Genomic DNA, 12,229 nt, shown 5'->3' on the forward strand with positions numbered 1-12,229 from the left:
TGTTCCGACCGGACTCAGAACTGGAGCATGGCGTCCTCGGTCGCGACGACGTCTATGAGCCGCGTGGGGATCTCGTCGTAGCCGGGGTTCAGCACCGCGAACCCCTCCGGCGGTTCGAGCGTGACCTCGGAGGGCGAGCGGAAGGTGTTCTGGAAGGTGAACCCGCTGCCGATGAACTTCGCCGAGGCGGCGACGACGGTGACGGGCACGTCCTGGTCGTTGGCCGTCGCGACGATAGGGTAGGTCCCGATCCGGTTGTACATGCGGTCGTCGATGAGGCAGTTCATCCCCACGAGAACTCGGTCACACTCCCGCAGGGCGTGGCCGGCCGCGCCGTCGACCACGAGCGTGACGTCGACGCCGTCGCGGTCGCTCAACTGCCGGGCCGTCCGCCGACCGAGAAAGCGGGGACGGGACTCCGTGACGTAGAGGTCGAAGGTCGTCCCGTCGTCGAGCGCGTGTTCGAGTGTCGCCATCACGGTCGAGGAGTTCTCGTGTGTCAGCAGGACGTCGCCGTCCTCGATGAGCGAGGCCGCCCGCTCGGCCGCGGCGGCCTTGCTCGACTCCACCTCGGTGACGACGGCGTCGATCGCCTCACGAAGTCGTGCTTTGGCGTCCGCGACGCTGTCGACGTCGGCACCGGTGACGTCCTCGACGATACGCTGCTGGGTCGTGTACAGCGGCGCGTGCGAGCGGTTCGCCCGCTGGAGGGCACCGCTGTTGCGTTCGAGCATCCGTTCGAACTCCTCGACGCTGTGGGCCTCGCGGTCGAGTAGATCACCCAGTGCCTTCGCGGCCTTCACGGCGACGATGGAGGCGCTCTGGGTGTCCATCTCCTCTATCTCGCGGACCGTCTCGTCGATCATGTCTCCTGTTGGGGTGGCACACGGTATAGCTATTCGCTCGACACCGTCACCCGCAGCCGTATCAAAGACCTGTCACGAGAGCCAGCCGTAGTCGCCGGTCGCATCGCCGAAGCGGCCGTCCGGCGGGTCGTGCCGGTAGAAGTCCTGGCCGAGCGCGATCCACGAGAGGCCGTACAGTGACGCTGCGGCGGGGACCGCCTCGAACAGGAGGAACCCGAACGTCCCGACCGCCAGCAGGACGCCGAGCCACGGCGGCTGGATGCGGGTCCGGACGAGGCCAGCAGCCATCAGGAAGGAGCCGCCGGCCAGTCCGAGCACGCCCAGTGCCAAGACCGCATCGCCGCCACCGGAGGTGAGTCTGAGGGCCTGGCCGGTCGCGAACACGAGCCCGGCCAGCCCGCCCAGCCAGGCGCCGGCCGTCCCCGGCCGTTTCATCCGCTGGCCGTAGAACTCCTCGACGGCGTAACAGCCGGCGACGACGCCGAGCGCCGAGACGACGATGGCACCGACCAGCGCGTCGGGTGTCTGGTCGAGGTAGTGGGTCGCTGCTGCCCACCCGGTCCAGACGAGTCCACCCAGGGCCGCGATTGCGCCCGCCCACTGACTCCGTCCTTTCGCCATACTGGCGTCTCGTCGGTCCGGGTACTAAGGGACATCGACACGACGCAGATCGCGCCGAAATACGACGACCGGTCCTCAGTCGGTCGGTTCCTCGCCACCATCGGTCTGGCCGATGGTTGTCGAGGTGCTCTCCGGTGCGCTGCCGGGGAGCCAGTTACCGATATTCGTGGCGACGTAGTCACGGCCACCGAGTCCGAAGGCGATGCCGATCGCGAGCGCGACGCCGGCCGCGAGGCCCCAGGCGGCTGCCTGGGCGAAGGTGTTCAGAATCCGCACGTCGACGCCCATCGTCCCGAGGCCGATGATGACGGCGACGAAATAGAGGAACGCTCGGATCCCGTCGGCGAACACGTCGGTGTAGCCCGTGTCGGTCACCGACTCCGTATGGGCGATGACGTCAGCGAGGAAATCAGCGAGGACGAATCCGATGACGATGATGAGCAAGCCGGCGATGAACGCCGGCAGGTACGACACTGCCTCGGCGATCCACTGTGAGAGTAGCTCGATGGCGAGCGCGTCCGCTGCCGCCAGGATTGCCAGGGCATACACGAAGAAGGCCCCTATCTTGCCGAGACTCGACGAGACAGCTGTCTCGCTCCCACCGAGTGCACCACCGAGTGGCGTCTTCAGGACCAGGCGGTCGATATCTGTCCGGTCGACCAGGCGACGGGCGACACCACCAACGAGCCGGCCGACGATCCAGCCGATACCCAGGATCAGTACCGCGCCGACCAACTGCGGGAGAAAGTCGACGAAGCCCGCGACGATCTCACTGAGTAGTCCGCTATCTATCTGCAGCACGACCGTTTCTACCGATGGCATAGTGAGCACTGCTACGCGAACTCTCGGTATTGTTATTCGTCCCATATCTCGCACCCAACGCGACCGACGTTTACAGCCGGTCTGGGGGCTAACTGACGTGGGGTGATGGCGCCACAGTATTCGACGCTGTACCTGGGCAGATAGCATCCTACCCTGCCATTTTTCGAGGGCGTCCGCCGTCTCGATCGTGTCTACTGGAAGTGCCAGCTCTGACTGGTGGGACTAGTCCCGACTTGTCGGCTGGTAAGCGATGCAGACTGTTCGAGCCAGCGAATCGGAGCCAGATACGAGGGGAGTTACTGTACGACTGGACCGCCGTCCCCCGTCGTCGAGTAAGGACTGCTTGGCCCGGTTATCGCTATACCAGTTCGACAACCCAACGGGACGGGCCGTCACGAGAACGGGTGGGACGACGAGTCCACATATTCCGTACTGTGCGAGGTGGTCGACATGCACGGGATTACCGTCACATCGGTACGCTGTCGCGGAGGGGTACAGTAGCGCCCGCCAGTCGTCCCCGTTTGGACGCCCCTGGAGAACCTGTGGCTGCGATGACAAACGAGGCCGGCCACAGCGAGACGGCGACGCGGGACTGTGGCGGCCGTCGAGTCGCTGTCGACAGTGTCACCACTCGCAACGTTCGTTTCGCAACTACTTTGCGGGCTCCCATCGGCCACTCAGATATGAAACTCGCCGGTATGGCCAGCAACCGTGGCCGAAACCTGCTGAACATCGCCGACCGCGCTCCGGGTGGGGCGGAGTTCGCGGTCGTACTGACGAACGACGCCGACGCACCGGTCCTGGAAGACGCCGCCGAACGGGGTATCCCGACCGAGGTCGTCGAGCGTGACCCCGACGAGGCCCGCGAGGCCCACGAAGAGCGCGTCCTCGATGCGCTCTCGGAGTACGACTTCGATCTGGTCACGCTCGACGGCTACATGCGTATCCTCAGCGAGACGTTCGTCGACGCCGCGCCGACGACACTGAACGTCCACCCGTCGCTACTGCCGAACTTCGCGGGCATGGACGCCCACGAGCAGGTCCTCGACTCCGGTGTGAAGGTCTCGGGCTGTACGGTCCACGTCGTCGACGAGACGGTCGACGGCGGCCCCATCGTCACCCAGGAACCGATCCCGGTCTTCGAGGGCGACGACGAGGACGCGCTGAAACAGCGCGTCCTCTACGAGGGCGAGTTCACGGCCTATCCGCGTGCAGTGAAGTGGTTCGCCGAGGACCGGGTCACCGTCGCGGACGACGGCACCGTCACCGTCGAGGGCGACGAGGGTGGCGACTTCCCGGCCCGGCGCATCGTCTCGGACGACCGCGCCGCCGACCTGCGCTACGGGGAGAACCCCCATCAGGACGCCGCGCTGTACGCCGACAGCACTGTCTCGGAGGCCAGCGTCGTCCACGCCGACCAGTTGAACGAGGGCGCGAAGGCGCTGTCGTACAACAACTACAACGACGCCGACGGCGCCCTGAACCTCATCAAGGAGTTCGACGAGCCCGCCGCGGCGGTCATCAAACACACCAACCCGGCCGGCTGTGCGACCGCCGACACGCTGGCCGAGGCCTACGCCGACGCGCTCTCGACGGACCCGATGAGCGCCTTCGGCGGCATCGTCGCGCTGAACCGCGAGTGTGACGCCGACACCGCCGAACAGATCATCGACTCGTTCAAGGAGGTCGTCGTCGCACCGGGCTACACCGACGCCGCGCTGGACGTCCTCTTCGAGAAGGAGAATCTCCGTGTCCTCGATGTCAACGACAACTTCGAGGTCACCGACACGCTCACCGAGAAACCACTCGTGGGCGGCCGTCTCGTCCAGGAGCGTGACACTCAGCATCTTACCGCAGAGGACCTGGAGGTCGTCACCGAGCGCGAACCGACCGACGACCAGATCGAGTCGATGCTGTTCGCCTGGCACACGCTCAAACACGTCAAATCCAACGGCATCCTCTTCGCGAAGGGGACCGAGACGGTCGGCATCGGGATGGGCCAGGTATCGCGGGTCGACGCTGTCCGGCTGGCCGCGATGAAGGCCGACGAACACGCCGAGGGGAAAGACGCCGAGGGCGCCGTGATGGCCTCGGACGCCTTCTTCCCGTTCCCGGACGGCATCGAGGAGGCCGCGGACGCCGGCATCGAGGCGGTCATCCAGCCCGGTGGCTCGAAGAACGACGACTCCGTGATCGAGGCAGCCGACGACCACGACATGACGATGGTGTTCACCGGGCAGCGTTCCTTCCGGCACGACTGAACAGCACCACCGGTCGGCCCGCACGCTTGTCCGGTCTCGAAAGCTGTTTGCCGTGGGCCAGTCAAGCCATCGGCTATGGCAGACGACACCGACCGCGAACGGGCGGTCAGGGACGCGGTCGACCGTTCACAGAGTGGCGCTCCCGCCGGCGGCCACGTCATCAGGGACCGGTTCTCCGCCGACGAGATATTCCAGCGGATCATCGTCGCCGCAGACCACGAGGTGACCGCGACGCGGCGTGAACTGCTGGCCAGCGGGCTGGCGGCCGGCTTCGCCATCACCGTCACATTCCTGCTGTACGCGTCGCTGTACGCCTCGACCGACGGTGACCCGGTACTGAGCGCGCTCCTGTATCCACTGGGGTTCGTGTTCATCATCCTTGGGGACTACCAGCTCTACACCGAGAACACGCTCCCGCCGGTCGCACTGACGCTGGAACGACTGGCCAGCATTCCCTCCCTGTTCCGTATCTGGGGGCTCGTACTCGTCGCGAACCTCGCCGGCGGGGCACTGGGCGCGTTCGCGCTCGCCTCCACGGGGGTCCTCTCGCCCGACGCAGCGATGGCAGCAGAGGGATTCGCACAGAAGGCCATCGAGACGCCGTGGTGGACGCTGTTCTCGAAGGCCGTCTTCGCCGGTCTCATCGTGGCCGGCGTCGTCTGGGTCGACTACTCACTGCGCGACAGCATCTCCAGGCTGGTGCTCGTCTACATGGCCTTCCTCGCGATCCCGTTCGCGAACCTCTATCACGTGGTCGTCTCCGCGACGGAGATGCTGTATCTGGTCTATCTGGGCGAACTCGGACTGTTAGTCGGGACGACCCAGTTCGTCCTGCCGGTCCTGCTGGGCAACTCCATCGGCGGCGTGGTGCTGGTCACCGTCGTCAACTACTTCCAGACGACAGAGCGGCGCCTGGAGAGCGCCCGCGGCCGGAAGCGCCAACTGACCGTCCGCGAGTGGGTGCTGGGCCCGTTCTCGGAATCGGGACGGTCGTACGTCCCGGTCAACGGCCACGGCGACGACTGACTCCCAAACCCATATCCCCCGCCTGCGACTACTCCTCTACGTGCACTGGCTGAGGGAGAACCGCAACTGGCTCCTGTTCGCCGCGACCGTCCTCTCCGGACTGGGAGCTGTCGGTGTCGCCGTCGTCGGCCTGGTCACGACGCTGTCGGTGCTGGTCACCGGCGGGCCCATCCTCGGCCTCCTCGCAGTCACGGTCCTGGGCTCGCTGCTCCTGTTCGGGCTGAGTCTCGTCTTCGGTGTCCGCCTTATCTCGTCGCTGGCGGCCGCTGCTTCCCTCCCGAAGAGCCAGCGTGTCGCCGACGGACTGGGGCGACTGGAACGACTCGTCCCGCCGCTGTCGTCGCTGGGGCTCTCCGACCGGTTCGAACCGCCCGAGCCGACCATCGAGGAGCGCCGGGAGGCGCTGACAGCGCGTTACGTCGACGGGGAACTGACCGAAGCCGAACTGGAGCGCCGGCTCAGGGCGCTGCTCGACGAGGAGGACGACCAGCGCCCCGGCTGGGAACCCGAGATCGGCGACCCCGGCGTCCCGACCGGCGAGTCCGAAACCGAGGCGGACGCACGGTCGACGGCGACCACGGACCGCGAACGGAGCCGCGAGACGGAGACCGAGACGTAGTGCTCTCGGCGACAGACTCGCTCTGACCCGTACTGCGGGGACTCCTTTTAGTTCCCCGGCTGCGAAGCCAGCGTATGAGCGATATCACGGTCCTCCGGCTCGAGGTCGATAGCGACGTCGTCAGGCGCGCTGCAGGGGTGGTGCCCGGTGTCGAGGTCCCCGAAGCGGACGAGGTATCCGAGGGGCGGTTCGGCCCGGTGACACCGTTCCCCGGGGACGACGACGTCACTGACGACGAACCCGCTCCTGGCGACACGACCGGTCGTGGGGGTCAGATCAGATCGCTGGTGCGCGAGTACGGCCTCCTCGGCGCCGGTGTCGCCCTGATCGGCGCCGGCGTGGCGACCGCCGGCCTGTGGTGGTACCGCCGCCGCAACCGCGACGACGAACCCGGGTACGACGAACCCGGGTACGAGGGCCCCGGGACGGAGTCCTGGGGCGATACCCCGCCACCGAGCCGGTCCCGCAGAGCGTCCGAACGGCTCGACCGCGGTGTGGCCGGTCGGGAGCCCGTGCCGAACCCCGACGGCGTCCCGGGTGACGACCGCGAGATCGGCGACGTGGCTGAGGACCGTGAGGTCGACGATACCGCCACTGCGGACCCGGGGACCGACGAGCCAACGACATCGACGACCGAACTCGCCGAGACGGGGGCGACCGCAGACGACGATTCGAGCGAGGCCGAGGCGACTGCAAGCGAGAGGGACGAGGAAGCTACGGACGACGGGCCAGCAGGAGCGGTGGACGAGGCCACAGAAACTGTACTGGACGACGAGGCCGAGGTGGACGAGAGCGACGACATCGACGAGCCACAGCGTCCCGAGCACCTGCTGGCCGGCGAGAACGGGTCGGTCGACCGGGCGCCGCTGTTCGGGGTCGCGTTCCTCGCGCTGACCGGTGCGCTGGTCCGCTGGCTCCGGGGCGACGGGGCATAGGTCCGACAGGCTAAAGCGCGACGGCGTGATTACCGCGAGCATGGAGTTCCACGAGGCCGCGAACTTCCTCTTCGAGTTGCGCCGGTTCCCCTCCCGGCCCGGTACCGACGCCACGCGGGAGCTGCTGGCGGCGCTCGACGATCCACACGAGCGCCTGGACTGCGTGCAGATCGCCGGGTCCAACGGAAAGGGGTCGACCGCCCGCATGGTCGAACGCTCGCTGCGGGAAGCCGGACTCGACGTCGGCCTCTACACGTCGCCACACCTCGACGACGTCCGCGAGCGCATCCGCGTCAACGGCCGCAAGGTCCCGGAGACAGCGCTCGTCGAGTACGTCGAGACCATCGAACCGTACCTCACCGAACAGGGCGCGGTCGGGGAGTCGCCCACCTTCTTCGAGACGCTGACGGCGCTGGCACTCTGGGAGTTCGACCGTCAGGACGTCGACGTCGCCGTTCTGGAGGTCGGCATCGGCGGGAAGTACGACGCCACGAGTGTCGTCGATCCGATCGCCAGCACCGTCACCTCCGTGACGCTCGAACACACCGACATCCTCGGCGATACCGTCGCCGAGATCGCGACCGACAAGGCCCACGTGGCGCCCGACGACGCACCGCTGGTCACCGCCACGACCGGCGACGCGCTCGACGCCGTCCGCGAGGTGGCCGGCGACGTCGTGACCGTGGGGGAGGCCGACGCCGACGTGACGGTGCGCTACGGCGGCCGGGAGGGTTTGGAGGGCGCGGTTACCGTCGCGGGCCCCGACTGGACGGTCGACACCCACCTCCCGCTGCTGGGTGCCCACCAGGCGACCAACGCCGGCGTCGCGGCGACGCTGTGCCGACAGGTCACGGATATCTCGACGGCCGACCTCGAACGCGGACTGCGCAACGCCCACTGGCCGGGTCGGTTCGAGATCATGGGCGAGGACCCGCTGGTGGTCCTCGACGGCGCCCACAACCCCGGTGGCGTCGAGCGTGTCGCGGAGACGCTCGACACCTTCGACTACGACGACCTGCACGTCGTCGTCGGCGCGATGGTCGACAAGGACCACGAGCGCATCGCGGCGGCCCTGCCCGACCTCGACTACGCCGTCGCCTGCCACCCGAACATCGATCGTGCGGAATCCTCGGACGTGGTCGCCGAGGCGCTCCGGAGTGCGACCGACGCGACCGTCGAGACCCGCTCGGACGTCGCCGGTGCGCTCGGGATGGCACTCGACGCCGCCGACGAGGACGACGCGGTGCTGGTCACCGGATCGCTGTACGCGGTCCGGGAGGCCCGCACACGGTGGGCCCGGCCGATGGTCCCGAAACGCGTCGATTCGATTCCCGAGGCGCACCAGACGCTGAAAGACGCCCACGTCACCGACGCCGGCGCCTGGCGGATGCGGGGCAAGGGCGTCCACCGGGTCCTCCGGACCCGCGTCCAGCCACGGCAGGGCCAGTATCTCAAGGAGGAACTGCTCTCGCTGGGTGGGGAGTGTGCCGTCTCCGGCCTGAACGACCAGAACGAGGAGAACGTCGACGTCGTCATGATGGCGACGATGGCCCAGTTCAAGCGCCTGGCGGACAAACTCGACGGCCAACCCTACGGCCTCTCGACGTTCGCCGACGAACTCCGCGCAGCCCTCGACATCCAGCAACCGGCCGCCGACCGCGACCACCCCTGGTCGGACGGCACCGCAGTCATGGGCATCCTGAACATCACGCCGGACTCGTTCCACGACGGCGGCGAGTACAACGCCATCGACGACGCCGTCGACCGAGCCGAACGGATGATCGAGGCCGGCGTCGACATCCTCGACATCGGTGGGGAGTCGACCCGTCCCGGCGCGGACCCGGTCCCGGCCGACGACGAACGTGACCGCGTCGTCCCGGTGATCGAGGCGCTGGCGGACCTCGACGTCGCCATCTCCGTCGACACCCGGAAGGCCAGCGTCGCAAGGGCAGCCCTCGATGCCGGCGCGGACATCCTCAACGACGTCTCCGGACTGGAAGACCCCGAGATGCGCCTGGTCGCCGCCGAGTACGACGTCCCCGTCGTCGTGATGCACTCCATCGAGGTCCCAGTCGACCCCGACAGCGACATCCACTACGACGACGTCGTCACGGACTGCATCGACTACCTGACCGAACGGGTACTGCTGGCCGAGAAGGCCGGCCTGGACCGCGAGCAGATCATCGTCGATCCCGGCATCGGCTTCGGGAAGTCCGCTGCCGAGAGCTTCGCGTTGCTGGACCGCCTCGACGAGTTCCAGGCGCTTGGCTGTCCGGTGCTGGTCGGCCACTCCCACAAGTCCCTCTTTGGCCTGGTCGGGAAGGACGCCGACGAGCGCACCGAGGCGACGGTCGCGGCGACGGCACTGGCTGCCGAACGCGGTGCCGACATCGTCCGCGTCCACGACGTGCCCGAGAACGTCGCCGCTGTGAACGTCGTCGCGGCGGCCGAAGATCCGAGCCGGTTCGAGGACTGAACGCACGGTAGCGCCTCGCATCCCTCCACAAGAGCTATTCCGGACTGTCGAGAGCACCGCGTATGGACCAGCGTGACATCGTCCGCGAGGGGTACGACGACATCGCCGCGACCTACGCCGCCGAGCGCGATGGCGACGGCCGCGAGCGTGACCTCGTCACAGACCTGGCCGACAGCCTGTCCGCCGCAAGCCGCGTGCTCGATGCAGGCTGTGGCGCCGGCACGCCGGCGATGGACGTCCTCGCCGCCGACCACGACGTCACCGGGCTGGACATCTCTCGGGAGCAACTGCGTTCGGCACGCGAGCGGGTCCCCGACTCGCGGTTCTGCCAGGGCGATCTGGCGTCGTTGCCGTTCGCGGACGACACGTTCGACGCGGTCGTCTCCCTGCACGCGGTCATCCACGTCCCGCGCGCCGAACACGCCGCCGTCTTCGCCGAGTTCGAGCGTGTCCTCGAACCCGACGGTCGACTGCTGGCCGCGCTGGGCAACGAACCGTGGGAGGGTACCAACGAGGACTGGCTGGAGACCGGGACCGAGATGGCCTGGAGCTTCCACGGTCGCGAGCGCAACCGCGAGCTACTGACCGACGCTGGATTCGCGATCACCGACGTCGAGGCCGTCGACGACGAACTCGGTGGAGCCTTCGCGTTCTTCCGGGCGCGGGCGTAGCTCGCTGCCTGCTCACTCCTCGTCGACCGGGGTCTCGACGACCTCGGACTCCGTCTCGTTGACTCTGATCCCTTTCGAGGCCAGGTGGCGCATCTGCCGGCGGACGAAGTCCTCCTCGGTCGTTCCCCGCGTCGCCAGCACGACCATCCGGGCGTCGCCGGCGGGCCGCATCGTCCGCCCGGCCCGCTGAGCGCCCTGGCGGCGGGAGCCACCCAGTCCGGAGGCGACGATGGCGAGTTCGGCGTCGGGGAGGTCGATCCCTTCGTCGCCGACCCGCGAGACGACGAGCGTGTCCCGCTCGCTACGGCGGAACTCGTCGAACAGTTTCTCCCGGCGGGCGTGGGGCGTCTCGCCGCTGATGAACGGCACGTCCAGCGCCTCGCTGATGGCCTCGCCCTGGTCCAGATACTCGATGAAGACGAGCGCCTTCGCCGCAGGATGTGCTTCGAGCGTGTAGCGAACTTCCTCGATCTTCCCCGTGTTCTCGGCGGCGGCCTGCCGGCGGCCGTGACCCGACGTCGAGGCGTACTCGCTACGTTCCTCGTCGGTCCCCCAGGGGACCAGTCGGATCTCGACCTCGGGTTCGGCGACGTAGCCCTCGTCGAAGAGTTTGCCCCAGTCGGTACCGATGGGTGGGCCGACGAGGGTGAATATCTCCTCCTCGTCGTCGCTCTCGCGGGTCGGCGTCGCGGTCAGTCCCAGCCGGTGTTTCGTCTGTAAGTCCGCACTGCGCCGGTGGATCGGGCTGGGGACGTGGTGGACCTCGTCGTAGACGATCAGCCCCCACTTGCGCTGGTCGAACAGTTTCCGGTGGCGGTCCATCCCGGCGGTCCGGTAGGTGGCGATGGTCACCGGCGAGATGTCCTTCTCGCCGCCGTGGTACTCGCCGATGTCGGCGTCGGTCAGCGTGGTGTGGCGGACCAGTTCGTCCCGCCACTGCGACGCCAGCTCCCTCGAAGGCACGAGGATGAGCGTCTCGCCACCGACGGCGGCCATCGTCCCCATCGCGGCGACGGTCTTGCCCGACCCCGGCGGCCCGACGAACACGCCAGACCCCTGCTCGGTGAACCGCTCGACCCAGTCGGCCTGGTAGTCTCGCAGTCGGAGGCGCAGGTCCATCTCCAGCGCGTCGCCGGTCTCCAGGTCGCGGTCGTCACGCACGGGATAGCCGGCCTCGTAGAGGGTGCGCTTGACCTCGGCGGTGGCGTCGGCGTTGACCCACGACTCCGCGTCCGAGATGGGCGCCCGCAGCAGGTCGTCGTCGAGTTTCTGGCGGGCGACGTTCCCCATCAGGTCGTCGCTCTCGGCTTCCAGCACCACGTAACCGTCCTCGTGGGTGTAGAGCCGGAACTTCCGGGCCCGTTCCCACTGGCTGGTCACCCACTCCTCCAGATGGGGAGACCGTTCGCCCAGCACGTCCCGCATCGTCGCCAGCAGGTCGTCCAGGGACTCGTGGGGCGCCGCCCAGATGTCCTCCTCGCGGAGTTCGTAGACGTAGCCGCCCGAGCGGTTGCTGTCCTGGAGGCGAGCGAACTGCGAGAGCTGTGCCCGCGTGAACTGGTCGGGGTGTTCGACGACGATCTCCCGACGGTCGGGAAAGAGGACGACGCGCTCGCGGTCGGTCACCTCGGCGACGTCGGTGGGGTACCAGATCGACTCGACGTCACTGACGTCCTGACGCTGGATGGCACCGTCGTCGGCGAGCGCCGAGAGGGCGTCGCGAGCCTCGTCGGGCGTCAGGTCAGTCTTTCTGGAGAGCTCCGTCGCCGTCAGGTGGGGGCGCCCGACGGCGTCGATGGCGTCGTACACCGCGTCCAGTTCGAGGGCGGGGTTGTCGTCGGGAGACGCCGCGTCGGTCGTCTCCTCCTCGCCCGATTCCGCAACGGGCGGGTCCGCTGCCTGCGTCTCGTCGGCGGTCATTGTCTCCGGTTA

Annotated in this window: 10 protein-coding genes; 6 read left to right on the plus strand and 4 right to left on the minus strand. The window is 68.0% G+C overall.

Annotation, left to right across the window (positions count from 1 at the left end):
• Nucleotides 1-14: 14 nt before the first annotated feature.
• The 3 genes from Hhyl2_RS16620 to Hhyl2_RS16630 form a co-directional block, all read right to left on the minus strand.
• The gene (locus tag Hhyl2_RS16620) at nucleotides 15-866 is read right to left on the minus strand and encodes an eIF2B alpha/beta/delta subunit family protein (RefSeq protein WP_483551875.1); all 852 of its coding nucleotides are present in this window, start codon (nucleotides 864-866) and stop codon (nucleotides 15-17) included.
• Between the two features lie 72 nt (nucleotides 867-938).
• Nucleotides 939-1,487 carry a hypothetical protein gene (locus Hhyl2_RS16625; protein ID WP_483551876.1) on the minus strand — a complete coding sequence of 183 codons (549 nt, stop codon included), beginning with the start codon at nucleotides 1,485-1,487 and terminating at the stop codon, nucleotides 939-941.
• Between the two features lie 75 nt (nucleotides 1,488-1,562).
• Nucleotides 1,563-2,309, minus strand: a complete 747-nt coding sequence (locus Hhyl2_RS16630; protein ID WP_483551877.1) for a mechanosensitive ion channel family protein — start codon at nucleotides 2,307-2,309, stop codon at nucleotides 1,563-1,565.
• 683 nt (nucleotides 2,310-2,992) lie between these two features.
• Here Hhyl2_RS16630 and purH point away from each other — a divergent pair.
• From purH to Hhyl2_RS16660, 6 genes are all read left to right on the plus strand, one after another.
• A complete protein-coding gene (purH, locus tag Hhyl2_RS16635; RefSeq protein ID WP_483551878.1) occupies nucleotides 2,993-4,570 on the plus strand; it encodes a bifunctional phosphoribosylaminoimidazolecarboxamide formyltransferase/IMP cyclohydrolase in 1,578 nt (525 codons plus the stop codon).
• 75 nt (nucleotides 4,571-4,645) lie between these two features.
• Nucleotides 4,646-5,596, plus strand: a complete 951-nt coding sequence (locus tag Hhyl2_RS16640) for a formate/nitrite transporter family protein (protein ID WP_483551879.1) — start codon at nucleotides 4,646-4,648, stop codon at nucleotides 5,594-5,596.
• 40 nt (nucleotides 5,597-5,636) lie between these two features.
• Nucleotides 5,637-6,215: a hypothetical protein gene (locus Hhyl2_RS16645; protein ID WP_483551880.1), complete on the plus strand. Its 579-nt coding sequence runs from the start codon at nucleotides 5,637-5,639 to the stop codon at nucleotides 6,213-6,215.
• A 74-nt stretch (nucleotides 6,216-6,289) separates the two neighbouring features.
• Complete coding sequence (locus tag Hhyl2_RS16650) at nucleotides 6,290-7,150, plus strand: hypothetical protein (RefSeq protein WP_483551881.1); 861 nt, start codon at nucleotides 6,290-6,292, stop codon at nucleotides 7,148-7,150.
• Between the two features lie 40 nt (nucleotides 7,151-7,190).
• Nucleotides 7,191-9,626 (plus strand): dihydropteroate synthase, encoded by a 2,436-nt coding sequence (gene folP, locus Hhyl2_RS16655; RefSeq protein WP_483551882.1) that lies wholly within the window; start codon nucleotides 7,191-7,193, stop codon nucleotides 9,624-9,626.
• Between the two features lie 62 nt (nucleotides 9,627-9,688).
• Nucleotides 9,689-10,297 (plus strand): class I SAM-dependent methyltransferase, encoded by a 609-nt coding sequence (locus Hhyl2_RS16660; RefSeq protein ID WP_483551883.1) that lies wholly within the window; start codon nucleotides 9,689-9,691, stop codon nucleotides 10,295-10,297.
• A 12-nt stretch (nucleotides 10,298-10,309) separates the two neighbouring features.
• Here Hhyl2_RS16660 and Hhyl2_RS16665 read toward each other — a convergent pair whose 3' ends face one another.
• Nucleotides 10,310-12,217: a DEAD/DEAH box helicase gene (locus Hhyl2_RS16665; RefSeq protein ID WP_483551884.1), complete on the minus strand. Its 1,908-nt coding sequence runs from the start codon at nucleotides 12,215-12,217 to the stop codon at nucleotides 10,310-10,312.
• Nucleotides 12,218-12,229: the final 12 nt, after the last annotated feature.

The sequence above is a fragment of the Haloarcula sp. H-hyl2 genome, from assembly GCF_056934385.1.